Annotated in this window: 16 protein-coding genes; all 16 read right to left on the reverse strand. The window is 33.4% G+C overall.

Going from position 1 to position 20661, the window contains the following annotated elements; genetic code table 11:
* Positions 1–145 precede the first annotated feature (145 nt).
* The 16 genes from ACMHYH_RS06680 to ACMHYH_RS06755 all read right to left on the reverse strand — a co-directional run bounded on the left by ACMHYH_RS06680 (position 146) and on the right by ACMHYH_RS06755 (position 20656).
* Positions 146–1114, reverse strand: a complete 969-nt coding sequence (locus ACMHYH_RS06680) for an LCP family protein (RefSeq protein WP_414838634.1) — start codon at positions 1112–1114, stop codon at positions 146–148.
* A 127-nt stretch (positions 1115–1241) separates the two neighbouring features.
* A complete protein-coding gene (locus tag ACMHYH_RS06685; protein ID WP_414838635.1) occupies positions 1242–2321 on the reverse strand; it encodes a glycosyltransferase in 1080 nt (359 codons plus the stop codon).
* Between the two features lie 10 nt (positions 2322–2331).
* Positions 2332–3069: a WecB/TagA/CpsF family glycosyltransferase gene (locus tag ACMHYH_RS06690; RefSeq protein WP_414838636.1), complete on the reverse strand. Its 738-nt coding sequence runs from the start codon at positions 3067–3069 to the stop codon at positions 2332–2334.
* Positions 3070–3262: 193 nt separating this feature from the next.
* Positions 3263–4030, reverse strand: a complete 768-nt coding sequence (locus ACMHYH_RS06695) for an acylneuraminate cytidylyltransferase family protein (protein ID WP_414838637.1) — start codon at positions 4028–4030, stop codon at positions 3263–3265.
* A complete protein-coding gene (locus ACMHYH_RS06700) occupies positions 4031–4945 on the reverse strand; it encodes a Gfo/Idh/MocA family oxidoreductase (protein ID WP_414838638.1) in 915 nt (304 codons plus the stop codon).
* Positions 4945–5928, reverse strand: coding sequence for a Gfo/Idh/MocA family protein (locus ACMHYH_RS06705; RefSeq protein WP_414838639.1), 984 nt, complete (start codon positions 5926–5928; stop codon positions 4945–4947). Before ACMHYH_RS06705 ends, ACMHYH_RS06700 begins: the two co-directional genes overlap by 1 nt.
* A gap of 26 nt (positions 5929–5954) precedes the next feature.
* Positions 5955–7358 carry an oligosaccharide flippase family protein gene (locus ACMHYH_RS06710; RefSeq protein ID WP_414838640.1) on the reverse strand — a complete coding sequence of 468 codons (1404 nt, stop codon included), beginning with the start codon at positions 7356–7358 and terminating at the stop codon, positions 5955–5957.
* A gap of 2 nt (positions 7359–7360) precedes the next feature.
* Positions 7361–8440, reverse strand: coding sequence for a polysialyltransferase family glycosyltransferase (locus ACMHYH_RS06715; protein ID WP_414838641.1), 1080 nt, complete (start codon positions 8438–8440; stop codon positions 7361–7363).
* Complete coding sequence (locus ACMHYH_RS06720; RefSeq protein WP_414838642.1) at positions 8437–9906, reverse strand: O-antigen ligase family protein; 1470 nt, start codon at positions 9904–9906, stop codon at positions 8437–8439. Before ACMHYH_RS06720 ends, ACMHYH_RS06715 begins: the two co-directional genes overlap by 4 nt.
* A gap of 622 nt (positions 9907–10528) precedes the next feature.
* Positions 10529–13792 (reverse strand): GW dipeptide domain-containing protein, encoded by a 3264-nt coding sequence (locus ACMHYH_RS06725; RefSeq protein ID WP_414838643.1) that lies wholly within the window; start codon positions 13790–13792, stop codon positions 10529–10531.
* Between the two features lie 432 nt (positions 13793–14224).
* A complete protein-coding gene (locus ACMHYH_RS06730) occupies positions 14225–15304 on the reverse strand; it encodes an acyltransferase (RefSeq protein WP_414838644.1) in 1080 nt (359 codons plus the stop codon).
* A gap of 341 nt (positions 15305–15645) precedes the next feature.
* On the reverse strand, positions 15646–16806 hold the full coding sequence (gene neuC, locus ACMHYH_RS06735) for a UDP-N-acetylglucosamine 2-epimerase (protein WP_414838645.1): 1161 nt from the start codon (positions 16804–16806) through the stop codon (positions 15646–15648).
* Entirely contained in the window at positions 16803–17804 is a 1002-nt protein-coding gene (gene neuB, locus ACMHYH_RS06740; RefSeq protein ID WP_414838646.1) for an N-acetylneuraminate synthase, read from the reverse strand. Before neuB ends, neuC begins: the two co-directional genes overlap by 4 nt.
* On the reverse strand, positions 17797–18438 hold the full coding sequence (locus ACMHYH_RS06745; RefSeq protein WP_414838647.1) for an acetyltransferase: 642 nt from the start codon (positions 18436–18438) through the stop codon (positions 17797–17799). The genes neuB and ACMHYH_RS06745 overlap by 8 nt, the downstream gene beginning before the upstream one ends.
* Complete coding sequence (locus ACMHYH_RS06750) at positions 18435–19478, reverse strand: nucleotidyltransferase family protein (RefSeq protein WP_414838648.1); 1044 nt, start codon at positions 19476–19478, stop codon at positions 18435–18437. The genes ACMHYH_RS06745 and ACMHYH_RS06750 overlap by 4 nt, the downstream gene beginning before the upstream one ends.
* 17 nt (positions 19479–19495) lie before the next feature.
* Positions 19496–20656 (reverse strand): LegC family aminotransferase, encoded by a 1161-nt coding sequence (locus ACMHYH_RS06755; RefSeq protein WP_414838649.1) that lies wholly within the window; start codon positions 20654–20656, stop codon positions 19496–19498.
* Positions 20657–20661 lie beyond the last annotated feature (5 nt).

Below are 20661 nucleotides of genomic sequence, written 5' to 3' on the forward strand. Positions count from 1 at the left end.
TATTAGTGACTTGTTTCCTTTACAATCATAATATACAACGAGATAAATAACAATCTTAATCGGTTGTTTTACTTAAAATCTTCCGCTTAGCTTGAATTCCATACAAAAAAAGGCAACTCTTAAAAAAGTTGCCTCTCCCTTGTTTTTATTCTATTTCAAGCTGTTCTTTTAGTAAGGTAGAAACACGGCTCAATTCTTCTTCAGAAACCTGTTGGTAAGAAATACCATCCAACGTGATTCCTTCACCTTTTAACTGGATTTGTTCGATAGTACTGGTAGCTGAACGGTATTTGCTAAAAATATCAACCATATCTTCAAACGCTAGGTTGGTTTGCAAGTTATTTTCCATCGTACCTAAGACATCTTTGTAATTGGTAATAGTAGAAAAAGTCGCAGCTTTTTTAACGATTGCCTCAAGAACTTGGCGCTGTCTTTTTTGACGGCCATAATCCCCTTCAGGATCTTCATAACGCATTCTAGAAAAAGCTAAAGCTTCTGCTCCGGCAAGAGTCTTTGCTTGGCCTTCGATGAATGAATAGCCATCGTAATCAAACGTTAAGGGACTTGTGACGTTAACACCACCAACCGTATCAACAAGATCTTGAATCCCTTGCATATTCACTTCTACATAATAATCAATCGGAATATCGACTAATTTTTGGACGGTATTCATTGCCATTGCTGTTCCACCAAAAGCATAAGCATGGTTGATTTTATCCATTGTGCCCTTGCCTACAATTTCTGTATAGGTGTCTCGGGGAATGCTGACAATCTTAGACGTATTGGTTCTAGGGTTAATGGTCATCACCATCATTGTATCTGAACGCCCTTGTTCTGTTCGCCCTAAATCTCCTGTGTCTACACCTAACATCAAGACTGAGAATGAGTCACTCTTGTCAATATTAACAGGACTCTTTCTCACTTCTTCTTTGTCGTCAACATTTTTATAAATCTTTTCCGTTGTCCCAGCAACATCGCTGTAAACTTTCCAGATAACTAATCCAAAAATAACGAGTAAAGCAACAACGAGTGCTAAGACAATTTTTAGACCTTTTTTACTCTTTTTAGACCCTTTTTTAGTGTTCTTACTAACATCTGAACGTGACTTAGCCATTAATCTTTCCTCCTATTGGTTCTTTTTTCCTTATTCCTGTTTTTCTATTGTATCAGTCGTTTCATTATTTGCAATTTATTTACACGAACAGGACAATAAAATTGAACAACTGATGTCTTATCGTTTTTTAATTCTTCACTTGATAGACAGCTAGTGTCTCTAGGTACATTTTATTTAATGAGTACTCTTTTGATGCTAACTGAAATAAGTTCTCACCTTTTTTAGCTAAGTCATTTGATTGCCATAAAAGAAAAGCTTCTTTTAAAGCAGCTGCATAAGCTGTTTTATCTTGTACAGCAACCAGCCAACCATAAGAAGGATCAGGGACTAACTTAGCTACATCTCCAACATTGGTACTAATAAAAGGAACGTGTTGATTAGCTGACTCTAATAACACTAACGGAAAGCCCTCACTTAGTGAAGCCAAAACTGTCGCATCTGTTTGGTGTAAGATGTCTTCTATTTGTTTTTTTTCTAGCGCACCATGGAACTGGACTCGGTCTTGAAAACCTAGTGTGGCAACTTTTTGTTCCAAGGCCGCTCTTAATTCTCCATCACCAATAATATTGAGATGAAAGTTTGATAGACTACTCGCTTTTAAACTATCCAATAAGAAGTCATGAGCTTTGATTGGATGCAATCGTGCAATACACGTTAATGTGAAAACTGTCTGAGAGTGTATCTTGGCTATGGTATTATCAAAGGCAATACCGTTATAGATAACATAGACTCTTTCTTTTGAGATGCCTTTTTGAATGATTGTTTTTTTTAACTCTTCTGTCACCGCAATCAACTGATCTGCTTTTTTGAAACTCCAACTATTTAAAAGAGAAAAGACGGTCCCTTTTAGTCCTTTATCCATAAAATCTAGCCCAGGGTCACTGTGGATGGTACTGACCCATGTTGAACTGATTTTATTTTTGATCAACGCTAGAAAAAGATTGGCCCTAGCTCCATGAGTGTGGACCACATCATACTGATTGGATGTGATAAAGTCAGCTAGTCGGTTGATTATCGTCACATCATAGCGCGAGCGCTGATTTAAAACGTGAAGGGTAAGTCCCATTGAGCGCGCTTCTTTTGCAACAGACCCTTCTTCCAATACCAATAATTCTGCTGTATCTGGTGGGAACTGACTCAACAAAGATAGAATATGTGTCTTTGCTCCACCTTCTTCTTGTCCAGCATTTACATGTAGTATCTTCATTTCTTTAACCTCACTTACTTCGATGATTCTTTTCTTGGTAAACAGCTACTAAAAATTTGGGTAATACTAGCATACGTCTAAACCTAGATGGCTGCTTTATTAGACGATAAAACCATTCAAGATTCATTTTAATAAATAGTGCTGGTGCTCTTTTTACTACGCCTGTATAAGCATCAAATGCTCCTCCGATTCCCATCACTAGACCACTATCTGCTTTTTCAAGGTACTGTAAAATCCACTTTTCTTGTCTCGGAAAGCCAAGCCCCACAAAAACCATATCGGCTTTAGAATCTAAAACATCATGCAAAACTTCTTCATCTGCTAAATCAAAATACCCATTATGAACACCTACTAATACGATGCCTGGATAGTCTTGTTTTAGTTTTTGTTCAGCTAACGCTATGACTTCTTGTCTAGCTCCTAATAAGTACACTCTTTTATTTAATCTATTTGCCTCTTTAAATAAATCAAGCATTAAATCATATCCTGTTACTCTTTCTACAATAGGTGTCCCTAGTATTTTAGATCCTTTTATGATGCCTATACCGTCAGCTGTGATAACTGTTGCTTGTTTTAATAGCTGCCTATAACTTTGATGATGATTGGCATACATCACTATTTCTGGATTAGCTGTTACAATAAACGTTTTTTGTTTATTATTTACACGTTTCATTAATAACGCAACCATTTCTTTTTGTTTTAGGTTATCGAAAAGTACATTTAAAATATTTATTTTTTTATTTTCCATTTAAACACCTTATTTTAAGTTTTTTGTTTTTCTATTTAGAATGGATAAGAATAGATTGCATGAATTCTATTTTTTTACAAGTGAGAAACAACTACTTTGATCCTCACCTTAAAAAGAGAACACTATAGGAATGTAGCACTTCCTATAGTGTTTGTTTACTCTTTCAGATGACGATTCGTTAAGTTAGTAGCTATTAATTAACATTAAATAAGGACATGTTAGGGATATGGTTATAAATTTCTTCTATACCACTCTCATCTTTAACTAATTTTAAATAAATGTATTCCATCCATTTAAAATCTTCCTCTGAATCAATATCTAATACCATGTAATCTTTCATTAAAATAACACCGCACCGTCCATTAAAGATGTACTCATTTTCTTGTAAAAAATCTTTATCGTACAAATACATTGAAGCATTCATATCATAAATAGTCGGTGCTTGTTGTCGAGACGTAAAGGTTGAAGCATTTACTAAAGAAATAGCATGGTCTTCTTCTTTAACCATATTAAAAAACGGATTACGTCTTGAATCTACAACTGAAAAAACAACATCTAAGTTAGGTTTTTCTTCCTTTTTCTCAATTAAGTTGAAAATATCAGAAACGGTTCTAAGTGGTGAAGTTAAGTCTAAATCAATGACGTAGTCATAGTCTACTTGACGCATCTTCTTCGCTTGTAAGTAAGTGTCTCTGATAACAGACATCTTGCTAGCTGTATCTGTTGAGTGTTCTTTTTTTCGTTCTATTATTAAAATACCTGGATACTCTTTTATCATTGTCTGTAGCTCATTACTATCCGTATTTAAAGCAACATCAACTTGCTGATCAGATTGCTCTTTGAATAAATCTATTGCAGCTAATGTATACGCAATCAAAGGATAGCCATGAAACGTTTTTAAGTTTTTACCTGCTAGACCTTTTGAGCCAGATCTTCCACAAATCGTAAATAAGATCGTCATTTAATTTATCTCCTTAGCAATTTTTAGAACGTTGTTTGCATGTTCAATTGTATTGTTATTCTCTGTATGCGTTAATACTTTATCTATGAAGTAAGTCAGTTCATTCAAGTACATTTGATTGGATTCTTCTGTTAACGCTCTTAATTCGCCTAATTTACGAGAAGTTAATGTATTTGTTAAAAGGTCACACGTAATGAAGTCATCGGTTGTAATAATTTCAATTTTTCTTTGTGGAACTTGTCCATAATAATCCAAATGAATCTCAATAAACTTATCTTCATATTCCAGTAAGTACAAGGCTGTATCATTTGATTGAATCTTAAGAGTTGATTTTTTCCCATACATAGCTTTTGACTGGGTTGGAAAGCCAAATAAATCAATGACATAATCTAGTTCATGAATACAGTCTAGTTCAATTCCCCCACCTAATTCAGGATTAGCAGAATAACTTTTTGTATAATCGTCTTTACGCCAATTTGGCAGATAAGACGAACTGATAACTCGCGCATTCAACGTTATTTGGTGTTTTAGATAGTGCTTTAATTCTAACATAATTCCTTTATAGCGTAGCGGTGCTGCAACATAATAAGCGTCTTTATTTCCAATAAATTCATCGATGCTATACGCTTTTTCAAAAATAGGTTTCTCTACAAAAAAGTAAGCGGCTTTATCTTTAATCTTTTGTAAGGTGCTTAAATGTAAGGCTGTTGGGTTTGTAACGAAAGCAACGTCATAATCATCTTCTATTTCATCCATCTTGTAAATCATGCGAATCTCTGATGGGGCAACATGATCGGCTTTTCTTGAGCGATAAGCCGATACGTCTAACGGAATCGCTTTTTCTTTACAAATCGTTTTTAAATTTTGATAATGTTTTTGGCCAATCGAACCAAGCCCGAAAAAAATCACTTTCATTAGAGATCCCCCTCAAACTGATTAATCAACTCAATAACCGCTTTATCTTGCTCAAAAGAATAGACTGTTTTTGTGATCTCTCCTCTTAACAAAGCAACGTATTCTTTTATTTCTTCTAAATAAGCATCTTCAATAATTGTTTTAGAATAACTTTTATTATCCATGTATCCTGCGTAAAGATCTTTTTTCACCATTTCTTTAGCTGCTTCATCCCACTGATATAAGCCATCTGGAGAGCCATCCCATGAAATCTGAGTTGTTTCACCAATAATATCTAAATCCCGTTTCGCAACTCGTGATAAAATATTAACATTTAATGCACCAACAATACCTGAACGGTGCGTAACAATCAAAGCATAACTATCCGGGTAATCAATCTCTAATGAACTAAGTTTTTGTTTTTGAACCTCAAAAGAGTCAATCTCTCCAAAAACTTTTGTTAGCCAAGGAAGTTCAATTGCAAAGATTTCGCGACAGCCATTTGTCTTTTTATTCGCTACAAAAAAGTCCTTATACGATTCCCATGGATGCCAGTCAGGCAAATATTGCCCGACATGGTACCGATAGGTTACTTTTGGATCTTCTTCAATTGCTTTTTCAAATAGTTTGATCTCACGACGGTGAAGAAATGTCGAAGAAAGATACAAATGCAAGTTTTTTTCTTTTGCCAACTGTATTGCGTCTTCGTAATAATGATTCAATAAATTAATCTCAGTAAAAACATGTAAGTCTAATTTTAGTGCTTCTAAGATAAGACTCTCATGACTAATTGGCGACGTGCAAACACAAACAGCGTCTATTTGTCCTTTATTCACCGCTTCTTGTAAACTGTCAAATGTCTGAATAGTAAAAAGGTTTGCTACTTCTGTCTGTCGCTCTTTTTTAGAATCGACTCCAATTAACGTTATTTCTGGAAAAAACTCTGACAGCAAACGGAGTCTGCGTTTGCCCATAGAACCTAAACCTATTACTCCAATTTTCATAATAAACCTCCGCCTTTTTGTAGAACTTATTTTCTTTCTCTCATTCTTTTAACACTAAAGTATAAGACTGCTACTAATATGGCTACCATCAAGTACCGTAAAATAAGGTAATCTGTCAAGAGGAACAAGACAAAAGATAGAATCATAACAACAGTCGTTACAAACAAGATAACTTTAGTATCAAATAGTTGTCTTCCCATTAGTTTTTTCGCTAGCAAGTAATGGAAAATAAACAAAAAGAAATACGCAATGACAGTTGTATAGCCTGCAGCAATGTACCCATAAATTGGAATAAAAATAATATTTAAAACAACATTTATTAATGCGCTAGTAATGGTTCCTATAGCAATATAATTTGTTTTCTTTTCAAAAAACTCAATATTTACCGGTAAACTATATAAAAACTGGAAATAATAACCTAAAAGAACAGGAATAATTAATGGAATACCAACTAAGTATTCTTTAGGTGCCATTAGCTTAGCGATATCAATGAGTAACAGCATACTTATTAAAGTAACTGCTCCAAACAAGACAATATAATAATTAGCTGTCTTCTTAATTTTTTCATAATCTTTTTTCGCCATCTCGCCAAAAAACCATGGAACCCAAGCATTATTGGTTGATGACCAAACAACATTTAAAACTACCCCTAGATTATAAATATAAGAATATATCCCTGCATCAAATGATCCAGAATAGCTATTTACCATAATACGATCAAACTGACTTAAAAGAATATTTGATAGCGCATGAGGTACAAGTGGCAAGGCTATTTTTAAAGCAAATTTCCAGTATATTTTATTATAAAATTTCTTACCTTTTAACATAATGACAACATAAATGAGCAAACCAATTAAGATGAAAGCACCTGAACTTCCAACAACTCTTCCAACGTAGCGATCTGCTTTGAAAACTGTAAATATCAACGCTAAAGAAAGGCCAATATTAAGAAAAGTACTTAAAATAGATAAAGCTAAAAACTTAAAGTATTGCACATTTATTGTGAAATAAGCGGACAAGAAATTGATTAAAAAATTTCCATAACTTTGAAAGATCATTAAATTAAAAATAATTTGTGATAATTCAAAAAAACTATTCTGATAAATAAAATAAGCATTTCCTAAAATCAAAAATGTCGCAAAACTTAGTGTAGATAAAAATAACGTAGAAGACATGAACCCTTTGATATCTTCTTTAAATTCAAAATTCGCATTATTTACAGCACTATTCAGACTCAACCCTACAAAAAGAGAAAAAATAGAGGCAATTGCGGTGTAGTTATTTACTAGACCATATTCTTCAACCGTCATAATATTCGTAAAAATTGGAATCGTGATAAATGTAATGCCTTTTATAAAGAAATTTCCTATTGTGTACCAGAAACTTGATTTCACCAAGCTAGACGACTTCAATTTTTCTATTAATGCCATGGTTACTCTCCTTCTAAAACTAATTTAAGTTCTTCTTTATTTATAGGCATACGTACATTATGATAGCCAATTGAATGGTATCTCTCATAAAAATCAGAGACACCTTTTAGTACATGTTGTGTGCGCTCGTCTTCAGTGGAAAACTCCCTGTCATTTCTGACCATTTCTGATAGAAGAATGACTTCATTAGTTAATCCAAACATCATACGAGGTGTAAAAGATGCCGTTGAGACACAACTAACAATCACGGTATCTTGCAAATCATAAGCTAAAAAGCACAATTCTAATGGTAAACTCGTTTCAAATATTTCACTATCTTTTCCATAACTCTCAGGACTTGTCCGCGGATGTAACTTTACTAAAAATTTTTTATTCAAACTATATTGCTTAACCGTTGTTAGTATAGTCTTCTCATGAACTTTATAGCCATCTTTTTCAAGAGGCTGATCTAAAAAGAGTAAAGCATTTTCTATTTTTTTTGTTTCTGCTGGAAGACCAAAAATTCTTTTTAACTTTTCATATAGTATGCCTTCTTTTTCTATAACAGACAATTGATTTAGCTGGAAACATTGATCGATAGTAGTAAGGTTAGGTTCGTATAAATAATAATCTGTTATTTCAGCTAAAAACATACTATATGGATTAAGGATATTCATAATTTTTCTTCTAACATCAGATATGTTTAGCAATCTGAGATTCAGATAAGTGGCTAGACCGTCTTCTATATAGTTTAATTTAACGTGTGGATTATTTTTTTTAGTTTGACCATATAAAATTTTCAAGAAGTAGTTGCCACCTTGAGTGAAAATAATATCGTAATCTAATTTTTTATTTAGTTTAATCATTCGATTAATATTTAATAAGACATTTATCTTACTAATCAACTTATTGCCTATTTTTTTATGATCAACTAGATAGACGTTTTTAAATACCTTTTCTTTTAGCATGTTTTGATAAACTGTCTGTGCACCATTAAATTCATCATAAATATATAAATCAGCCTCAACATCAGCATAGTACGTTAGCTTAGTATTCAGAATATTGATAACATGTAAAGGCGTCCATGCTATAAAAGCAATCATTTTTCAATCACTCCATCAACTATTTTTTTTTCTGTTCTAAAGTAATTTAGTAAACTTAAATAATACCAGAAAACAATAGATACGACGTCTTTTATGTTAAAAATAATGTGACTCTCAACAAGATCTTCTACAAGCAGAGCTAAAATTAAAAAGAACATCATAGCTATAATCTGATAGTCTATTGTGATTTTTCTTTGTTTTAGTAAAAAAATTAAGTTGTCCTTTAAATGTAACACAATGAAGATAGCTATCGTAGCAAAACCTAAAATACCACTCATTACTAATGTTTGAATGTAAACATTATGCATATTCCCGTGAGCACGTTTTAATTCATTGATATCTAATTCTGATAACTTACTTTCATCAATTTGTGCATTATACTCTATATCATTTCTATAAAAATAAGAATCTGTCGTTCCTAAAATTGGAAACTGCTTAATAACATTAACAGCCGCTTTCCATATTGTAAATCTTCCAGATGAAAGCTCAGCATCTTCAGGTGAATGTTGAATCGTTATTTTATCCACATTTTCTTTATCTGAAGCATTCTCATCCGCTGTAGGTTCGTTTATTCCAATCTTAGTTAGACTTTGCTGAACGAGACCTGGGACATAACTTAAACCTTCTTTTAATACTCCAGTAAAACCTAAACTTATCCCAAAAAATAGTAAAAAGACCAGTAGTGTTCGAAAAATAATTTCTGATTTCTTTTTATACGTTTGAATAAAATAAGGAACAACAATAAATAATAATGATAACAAAGAAAAAACCATAATCGTTAACTCTGTTCCTCTTGACGAAGCCAATATAAAATAAAGGCTTTGAACAACGATGTTAGCTAGATAAAATTTAGTGAATTTATACCATGTTCCTCTTTTAATTAAATTATTTAAAATCGACAAGACAATGGATAGAAAGCCAAATATTGCTCCAATATTCGGACTCGTATAAACACCAAATAAACGAGAAGCAACAAAACCTTGTCTAGCATTCGCTGCACTAATTGGAACGAAATAGCTGATATTGAAGATAAACATTAAAACAGAGATTAATCCTGCTATAAAGACTGTATAAATTAAAACATTATTAAATTGAGTCATGTTCTTTTTGACTTCTTCAGTACTTTGTTTTGTATTTATAGGATAGATGATAAAAAAGGTAGTAACTAAGTAAACAAAATTATATATTCCTCTGACAAGTTGGAACTTATAATTTACTGCTATCGAGAGCAAGTATACTAATGACATAAGTATCAATATGTACCAGTATTTAGATTTAAACATCTCTCTTCTAGTAAAGAAATCAATCGCAATAATTGAAATTCCCCAAAAGAAACAAATCCATAAAGGGTATTTTTCTATATCAAAACTACTAGGCATAAAATAAACTAAACATAAGAAAAGATATACTTTCCTAAAATTATCCCAATTTAGCACCCAATTCTTGATTTTAAGACTATTCTGCATTTTTTTTACTCCTTCAATCATACCTAAACTAGTTGAGTTATATATGATAATTATTTTTTAAGCCTACATTAAATCTATCCCATTTCAATTTAACCCTATCCGATCACATTGTCTTGAGTTTTAGATTTACTATAAGTTCTCTTAACTATTTCTTGAAACGTGTATCTAACTACTAAATTTTGAATCTTATTTTTTTGTATCTTTTTTTGTTCAGTATCCCCATATTTTTAAACACCACTACTCTTATAAGAATGAATGCATCTTACTTTTCTAATAGAGACTACTTTAACATAATTTCAATCAGAAATAAGCAATTAGAAAACTTACTTTCAGCATATTATTATATCATATCTTTAGCCTTTAACATTAACTTATAAAAAAAATAATGTTATCACTGAAAATACTACTGTAAAGCATCTGATTACTTTCAATTATAAAACAATCGTCTATTTTTCAGGTACGCATTTTTTTTAAATAAATAGGAAGTTGAAAACGCATCTTGTTTTTAATCACTTATAAAGTAAATTTTAAAATAGAAAAAATGGAAAAAGTACTTTTAATGTAGGAAATTTTCCTAATCACTAAAAGTACTCTTTTCCTTACTTATTATAGAATTTCTAATTTAGTTAATCTGGACACCCGATTCGGCTACCCAGCCGATTATTTTGCCATCTAAAGCAAATTCTACCCACTTCACACCGTTCAATGAAGAAACTTCTTTTGTTAGTTCTATTTGTTTTCCTACGAAATTAGATAGCCCGGTTACACGTTGATTTCCTTTTTCAAAATCATTCCAAACTCCAAAATCATAGGCATTAACTACAGGTGTGCTTAGTTTAGAAACAGCTTGTGGTGTTTCTCCGTAACGGATACCTGATTCAGCTACCCAGCCGATTATTTTACCATCTAAAGCGAATTCTACCCACTTTACACCCTTAAGGGAGATAACTTCTTTTGTTACTTCTATTCGTTTTCCAATAAAAGTATATAACCCAGTTATACGTGTATTCCCTTGTTCAAAAGTATTCCAAACTCCAAAATCGTACGCATGAGCTACAGGCGTTCCTAATTTAGAAACAGGTTGTGGTGTTTCTCCGTAGCGAATACCTGATTCAGCTACCCAACCAATCACTTTGCCATTTAAAGCAAACTCTACCCATTTCAAACCGCTCAATGAGGAAACTTCTTTCGTTATCTCTAGTTGTTTTCCTACAAAGTCAGATAATCCAGCTACACGTTTATTGCCTTTTTCAATATCATTCCATATACCGAAATTGTATGCTTGAGCTACAGGTGTTCCTAATTTAGAGATAGATTGTGGTAATTCTCCATAACGGATACCTGATTCAGCTACCCAACCGATCACTCTACCATTTGAAGCAAACTCTACCCATTTCACACCGTTTAGTGACGTTTTTTCGTTTGTTATTTCTAGTTGTTTTCCTACAAAGCTAGATAGTCCAGCTACACGTTTGCTGCCTTTTTCAATATCATCCCACACACCGAAGTTGTATGCTTGAGCAACAGGTGTTCCTAGTTTAGAGACAGGTTTTGGTAATTCTCCATACTGAATACCTGATTCAGCTACCCAACCAATCACTTTGCCATTTAAAGCAAACTCTACCCATTTCACACCATTCAGTGACGTTTTTTCGTTTGTTATCTCTAGTTGTTTTCCTACGAAGTCAGATAATCCAGCTACACGTTTACTGCCTTTTTCAATATCATTCCACACACCAAAGTTGTAAGCTTTAGCTACAGGTGTTCCTAGTTTAGCGATAGGTTCTTGTATTTCACCATATTGGATACCTGATTCAGCTACCCAACCGATTACTTTGCCATTTAAAGCAAACTCTACCCATTTCACACCATTCAATGACGTTTTCTCGTTTGTTATCTCTAGTTGTTTTCCTACGAAGTCAGATAATCCAGCTACACGTTTACTGCCTTTTTCAACATCATTCCACACACCAAAGTTGTAAGCTTTAGCTACAGGTGTTCCTAGTTTAGCGATAGGTTCTTGTATTTCACCATATTGGATACCTGATTCAGCTACCCAACCGATTACTTTGCCATTTAAAGCAAACTCTACCCATTTCACACCATTCAATGACGTTTTCTCGTTTGTTATCTCTAGTTGTTTTCCTACGAAGTCAGATAATCCAGCTACACGTTTACTGCCTTTTTCAACATCATTCCACACACCGAAGTTGTAAGCTTTAGCTACAGGTGTTCCTAGTTTAGTGATAGGTTCTTGTATTTCGCCATATTGGATACCTGATTCAGCTACCCAACCGATTACTTTGCCATTTAAAGCAAACTCTACCCATTTCACACCATTCAATGACGTTTTTTCGTTTGTTATCTCTAGTTGTTTTCCTACGAAGTCAGATAGTCCAGCTACACGTTTACTGCCCTTTTCGACATCATCCCACACACCGAAGTTATATGCTTGAGCTACAGGTGTTCCTAGTTTAGTGATAGGTTCTTGTATTTCGCCATATTGGATACCTGATTCAGCTACCCAACCGATTACTTTGCCATTTAAAGCAAACTCTACCCATTTCACACCATTCAATGACGTTTTTTCGTTTGTTATCTCTAGTTGTTTTCCTACGAAGTCAGATAATCCAGCTACACGTTTACTGCCTTTTTCAACATCATTCCACACACCGAAGTTGTATGCTTGAGCTACAGGTGTTCCTAATTTAGAGACAGGTTTTGGAATTTGAACTGGTGTTGAACCCATCACAACCCCTGTTTTAGCCACCCAGCCGATTGTTTTATCGTTTGAGCTAAATTCTACCCATTCTACACCATTATTTGCTGTTGCTTCTCTAATAAGTTTGATTTCACTGTTCGCAAATTCTAAAAGATTGCCAACTTGTTTCATTCCATTTTCATAGTTATCCCAAACACCGAAATCATGAGCGTTCTCAACAGGAGTACTTAATACAGGTGTTATTTGGACTCCTGTTTTTCCTACCCAACCAAGAACTTTACCATTTTGTCCAATTTGAACCCAATCACCATTTTTATTTCTAACTTCTTTATACACTGTTATTGGTTGATTGTTATATGAATGCAGGTCTCCAACTTTAACTGACTTATCATCAGGATAAAGACCATTCCAAATACCGTAATTTTTAGAATCTACTGGAAGAGCATATTTTCTATCCAAACTTTTTTCTTTGAAAACTTGATTAGGTATGTTGTTGTAAGTTTTTACAACTAAATCATAAAATTCATTTACAGAGTATCCCCATTTTTTAAAATAACCAACTGGATCAGTATGATTTGTTCCTCCAAGATAACGAGAAACTTCATCATGTGTCCATACTGTGCCGCCTCCACTCTTTGTAGCACGGGAAGGTTCAAGATTATAATAATGTAGCATGTATGCTGCTAAATAGGCATCATTATTTACTGATTGAGCAAACTGGTGAAAAGTATTGTGTTCGACTAATTCTATTTGGTAAAAACGTGGATTTGCTTTTTTCCCCGCACCCCAGACAGCAAAATCAGCTGGATGAATTTGTATGATGTAATCCTTATCAACAAACGCATGTACAAAAGCGTTCTGCCAATTCAACGTCATGTAATTTATTTCACTAAAAATAGTTGAATTTTTATTTGCTGTTTCGTGAATAAGAATTCCTTCCGCTTGTCCATTGCCGTTACGATAATCAAACTGCAAAAACTGCTTATAATTTTGTGTTATTTTTGCAGTTCGTAAATTTTGTTGCTTAATATATGTATTAACATTTGGGTATTGATTACTCAATACACTTGTTGATGCTTCTACAATGACAGGTGGTTGTGCGATACCAATGATTCCAATACTTACTATTCCTAAAGCTAAAGTAGCTTTATACTTCTTTTTCATTATTCTATTTTCCTCCTAGATAGTTATACTGTAGTCCTAAGTAAAAGCAATACTATTTTTATTGTCTTCAAATTTACGACTACCTATCTAATTGTAGTGTAAAAATTTTATTAAGTATACAAGTAAATCGCTAACACGATTAATTATTAATGTTATTCGTACTCTATTTTTTATAGCAGCTAACGATTTTTATTAAAAAATAGTAGTTTCTAAAGATTAATAAACACTGAATTAATCTTTGTTTTGACTTTCCGAACATAATCTGGACAACCATTAAAATACAATCCTATTTTAGTAAATAATATAAAAAATTGAATTACAGAATGAGGTTAGCTAGTGCTAATAACCTTATTCTGTAATTCAACAAAAAATAAGAACGAACTGATTTCACGCCTATTATCTACATGATATCTAACAGTGCGATAGGCAATTCTATTTTTTTGAACGATTCGTAATCCTAAAAATACTTTTAACATTAAGAAACTTTTTTATCTCTTTATTTAATCCATTTAAAAAAAAGACTATCATAATAGAGCTAGCAAAAATAATTGTAACAATTAGTAGAGCATAAAGGTAATCTGCTACAGTGTTTGAGAAAAAAAATCGTCTAAAGACTTTGTAGACAATGTTATCAACTATATAACTAATTAGATAAATATCTAGCGTATGGCTAGCTATTCTAATTATAAGCGGATTAAGAGACTTAAGTTTTTTAATTTTTTTATCTAATAGATACATAAATACACAGTAAGCTTGAATCAATATAAATAAGGACGAATAATCTTTTATAGCATTCGAGATATTTCCAATACTTGAATAAGAAAAGTTTACATAAATAGAGAAAATATACATAGCTAGTCCGATGAGTAGATAGTATTTTTTTTCTAAAACTGGAAGATAAAGTTTTATATATCCTCCAATTACGTAATACGCTATTGGATAAAGATCATTCAAAAAATTAGGCAATCTCAGAACATTAGCATAACCAAAAAAACTGCTAAAATTATTCCAAGTTGAAGGAATAACACTCACTCCTATTAAAAATAAAAGAAACCAGTCTAATTTTTTTTTAGAACTAACTTTTATTAGTCTATTTAAAAATGGAACTATAAGGGAAAGTTTAATAAACATATTAATATACCAAGCATACGGAATGGCTTCGAAAGAAAAAATCATTCTGACTCCATCTGAAAGAGAGAAAGATTCATTCATAAATGTATTTCGAAAAAATAATGTCAGAATAGAATAGAATAAGTACACACCTACTATAAAAAAAATTTTTTTGAAGTACTTAATAGACGGTTCTTTTTTGATATTCAAATAACCAGTAGTTAATAAGAATAAAGGTACACAAATAATAAAAAATTGTCTATAGGATAAAAGAACCATGATATCAAAAGAACTTTTTATATTTATACTGCTAAGAGTATTTAATATAAAGTGTACTCCTATCACTGAAAAAATAGCGATACATTTTATAATATCTATTCCTATCTCTCTTTCTTTTTGCATAATACCCTCTTTTCTAATTTTTTCTATGAAGCGATATAAGAACAATTGTTTTTATTTATGTCCTTAGCCCCTCTATTTTATACTATAAAACGATTATGGTACATAAAAAGTCATCTATGAGTGACTCCAATTGTATTTCTCATCAAAGAAAGTAAAGGAGTCACCACAAATGACCTATTTCCATATTAATAGAAGAAAAACTCCCAATAAAGACTACAAAATATGAAGGTAAGACAACTATTGTTTTAAGAAAATCATTGAACTATCTAACTAAACTAAATTTAATCTATCAAATAAGTAAAAGGATATCTTACTCTTTTTTTCTAATTCTAGCCCTTTTATTAAGGTAAATCATAAAAACTTTTTTTTAATGAAAAAGAATTATTCAAGAAATTTTTTAATTTTTTTAAAATTTTCTCACTAACTTGCCCATCGCCATAAGGATTATTCATGCTCTTTAATTCAGTATTAAAATCAACGGATAAGGCTAGTTTAATAGCTTTGTCTATCTCTTCTTTTTTAGGTTCACAGTTAATTACAGAAGTTGCTTGAATTCTACCTTTTTGACGATCGCCAATATTTACTGTAGGTATTTTAAAAGACGGAGCTTCGATAATCCCACTTGATGAATTTCCAATGACAGCCGTTGCTATCTTCATTGTACTTAGGTAACGCAATTGCCCCATTGAAGTAAAAGCCATTGTTTTATCAGGATTTAACTGGGTATAGTCATCTATTAATTGATTAATGACTCGTCCATCTGTATCCGAATTCGCTTTAGTAAAGATAATGGTTGCATCTTGTACGTTATCTAGAGCTGTTAGCAATTCTTTAAATTGAGTTGCTGAGGTATTGTTCTCGAGAGTCACTGGATGAAAGGTCACCAATAGCAGCTGTTGATTAAATTGAATACCTAGACTCTCTTCAAGTTCTTTTTTTGTCATTAAAGGCATATTGATAATATTCTCAATCCCAATTGCCCCAACGTTAAAGACGCGCTCAGGTTGTTCTCCAAGTTGAATCACGCGTTTGCGGTACAATTCTGCACTTGTAAAATGCAATACGCTCATCTTTGTAATGGCATGCCTAAAGGCTTCATCAAAAGCCCCTTCTGTTGTTTCCCCACCATGCAAATGAGCAATTGGAATGCGTGCGGTAGAAGCCGTAGCAGCAGCAGCAAAGGTCTCATATCGGTCGCCTAACAAGATAACCATATCTGGTTGTAAGCGTTCGAAACTTTCTGAGAACCCAATCATCCCTAAACCCATTGATTTTGATATCCCAACGGGTGTATCGGAACTTAAAAGAATCGCTACTTTTTCATCAATTTTATACCCATCTGCTTCGATTAATTTATAAGTTAAACCAAATTCTGGCGATAAATGCATTCCTGTAACAAGTAGTTGCAAGTCTAACTCTTTGTCATTTTTTATTCTTTCAAGTAAAGGCATTAAAAGACCATACTCTGCTCTTGTTCCTGTCACAACACAAATCTTTTTCATCGTTCAATCAGCTCATCTTTTTGGTAGTTTTTAGTCGCTTTTTTTCCAATTAGTTCATCCCACAGCATTGGTGACAATCCTGTACCCGGACGTTTGATCTCTAAGTTATCTTCTGAGTACCGTTCTCCACTCTCTATCGTAGTCTTAGCAACAAGGCTTTTACGAGCAATTGCCTTATTTTTACGTTCAGAATCAGTCGGTGTTTTGACCCCATTACCAAGTGCTTGCTCAATATTACGAATGCTGGTTACCATTTCTTTTAATTCATCTGGTTCTAAGCTGGCCTTATGATCTGGTCCTGTCATTGTTTTATCCAAAGTAAAATGCTTCTCAATAAGGGTTGCTCCCAAAGCTACAGCAGCAATCGGCACCTCTATGCCTAATGTGTGGTCTGAATACCCAACAGGCACTTTAAAGGCTTCTTTCATTGCATTCATCGCCAATAAATTGACATCTTCCATTGGTGTAGGATACTCCGTATTGCAATGCAGTACGGTGATTTCTTTAGCACCATTTTCTCTTAAGACCCTTAATGCTTCTTCAATTTCACCCAATGTTGACATACCGGTAGATAAAATAACTTTTTTACCTGTTTTAGCTGTTTTTCGTAAATAAGGTAAATTTGTTATTTCGCCTGATGGGATTTTAAAGATACCTAAGCCTAAATCCTGCAATAGATCAATGCTTTCTAAATCGAAGGCTGAAGATAAGAACATCACACCTAGACTAGTCGCATAGTCCATCAATTCTTGGTGTTTATCGTAATCCAATTCCAGCTTCTTAATCATCTGGTATTGGCTTTCTTCATTGTTACCTGTATTTGTAACTTGATAGTCAGCTTTTTTAGCATGAATAGTGACGAGTTTATCTGCTTTAAAACTTTGGAACTTCACTGCATCTACACCAGCTTCTGCCCCTTTTTTAATGAGTTCTTTTGCTAATTCAATGCTGCCGTTATGATTAACACCAGCTTCTGCAATAATAAATGTTTTATTCACGTTCTGCCTCCTTACACGGATTACCATACGCAACAGAGCCGCTACGTATTTTTCGAATGACAACACTCCCTGCACCAATAATAGACTGTTCGCCTATTTCGATTCCTTGTATCACGGTTGCATTGGTTCCTACGTGCGTATGATTGCCTATGCTTACATTTCCACTTAACGTAGCTCCAGGTGCTAAATGGCAATAATCACCAATGGTGCTATCGTGTTCAACGATAGCACCAGAATTGATAATAGCATTTTTCCCTATTTGAACAGCGGTATTGATAATGGTTCCTTTTCCTATAAAAGTTCCTTCACCAATACGTGCATTAGCTGAAATTAGTGCAGTAGGATCGTTAATAATAGGAAATTTAAAACCAATTAGATAAGCTTTTTCATATAATTTTTGTCTTAGCTGAGTATCTCCAGTACTTCCTAATGCAATAAAGGCAAATTCTATTCCTTTATCGAACCAAGATTGCATCTCACTATCCACGCCAATAACCTTGATGCCACTAATAAGCGTACCGAGTTTATTGGGTGTATCTAAGATACCGATGATATCATATTCAGTACTTTGATTGAGAGAATCAATAATGCTTTTACAATGTCCGCCTCCGCCAATCAAAAGAAGCTTTTTCATTTTTTAACACCTAATCTTTCAATCATTTCTTCCATTTCTTTGATTTGACCCATATCTAACCAAGAATTTTCACTTACTGGGAAGACACCAACTTTAAGTCCGGCATGTTTAGCTGCTGTGATTACATCAGGTAAATCTGCAAATTCATCTTCAGGAACAAAATCTAGAATAGAGGGTTCCATCACATACATGCCTGTATTAATCAAATGACTGTATTCTGGTTTTTCTACTGTACTTTCTAGTAAACCATTTTCATCTAGTTGCAAGACACCATAAGGAATTTGCGTAATTTTAAGTGACGCAATAAACGTAATATCGTGTTCATTTTTTTGATGGAAATCAACGATATCTGTATAATCAGCATCAACTAAAATATCGCAATTCGAGACAAAAAAAGTTTCTTTTAACTGATCACGCATCAATGATAAACTTCCACCTGTTCCCAGTGGCTTATCTTCATCCACATACGTCATCTGATAGTCTCGTTCAATTTCATTAAAGTACCCTTTAATCATGTTCTTTTTATAGTTAACACTAACAATAAAATCAGAACACCCAAAATCATGAAATTTATCGATGATTCGTTCCATAATAGGCGTATCTCCAATAGGAATCAGTGGTTTTGGCAGAATTTTTGTATAAGGATAGAGTCTTGTTCCCTTGCCACCAGCCATAATAACAACCGGTGTGTGGATTTTCTTGCCTTGAACCAATTCGTGCGTTTTGAACATAATGTTGCGAATAGTATGGTCTTCATTTAAAACCGGTATAGATTCAATCTTTTGTTGTTTCATTTGTGCCATCGCTTTATCTGTATCTTTTTTCAAAATAAAGATAGGATGGCTATTCATCGCTTCTTTTACCATTGCATAAATAGAGTGATCTTTTAAAATCCATCTTCTAATGTCACCATCAGAAAGGGATCCTATTAATTTATTTTCTGACGTGACATAAATTATTTTCCGTGCATTTTTATCCATTTTTGCCATCGCATCTTTAATTGGTAAGGTATCTATGACAACGAAATCATTCAGCTCCACACTATCTTCTCCCTTGGCTATAGAATTTCATTCAAGCAATCAGCAACGTAACGAACATCCTCTTGCTGCAAGTTTGAACTGCAGGGAATATTCAAAATATGCTTGACATAATAACTAGCTTTTTCAATTTTATAAGATTGTGCAGTCAAGTAAGGTTTTTGTTCATGAATTAAACCCCAGATCGGTCTCGTTTGAATCCCTTTACCATGTAGCGTCTTAATTAAAGCTTGAATGTCTACTTCTTCTTTAATGACTAAAGCGTAAAACCAGTAATTCAAACGAATAGTAGGGTTGAAATCCATTAATTCAACCGCTTTATTCTGCTCAAATTTTTCTTTGTATAACTCGAAATTAGCTTTTTTTGTTGCAATAAAGGTTTCTAGGCTTTCTAATTGGCCAACACCTAAGGCTGCTTGTAAATTTGTCATTCGGTAATTGTATCCTACTGCATGGTGAATGAAGCTCGTTGTGTCATCTTTAGCTTGAGTAGAAAGATATTTTAAATAATCTAAATCTTCTTTCTTTTTAGCCACGACCATTCCTCCGCCACCAGTTGTTATAATTTTATTTCCATTAAAAGAGAACACACCAAAGTCTCCAATTGTTCCCGCATACTCCCCTTTGTATTTCCCTTGAGTATAGTAAGAACCTAAAGCTTCTGTTGCATCTTCGATTAATTTAAGATTGTATGTTTCTGCAATATCCATTAATTTTTCCATATCCATCAAATTCCCAAAAACATGAACTCCAAGGATTGCTTTAATTTGACGGTTTGTATGATTATTGGTTAAGATACCGTCTTTAAACGTACATTCCTCTTCAATAAATTGACGCAACTTGTCTGGATCAATGCACAATGAATCATCACAATCCATAAAAATAGGTTCTGCTCCAACATAGCGGATCGGGTTAACGGCTGCAATAAAAGTCAACGTTGCCGCAAAAACTTCATCGCCTAGGCCTACTCCACTTTGAATTAAAGATAAATGAAGCCCTGCTGTCCCACTTTGAACGGCAGCTGCTTGTTCAACTCCTAAATAAGCTGAGATATTTTTTTCGAACATCTCAATGTAGCTTCCACCAGTTGATACCCATTCGTCTTTAACCGCTTGTGTCACATAGTTTAATTCATTTCCTTTAATATTCGGTACAGATAAAGGGATAAATTCTCTTTCCATCTTGG

The sequence above is a fragment of the Carnobacterium sp. TMP28 genome, from assembly GCF_047553015.1.
GTDB lineage: Bacteria > Bacillota > Bacilli > Lactobacillales > Carnobacteriaceae > Carnobacterium_A.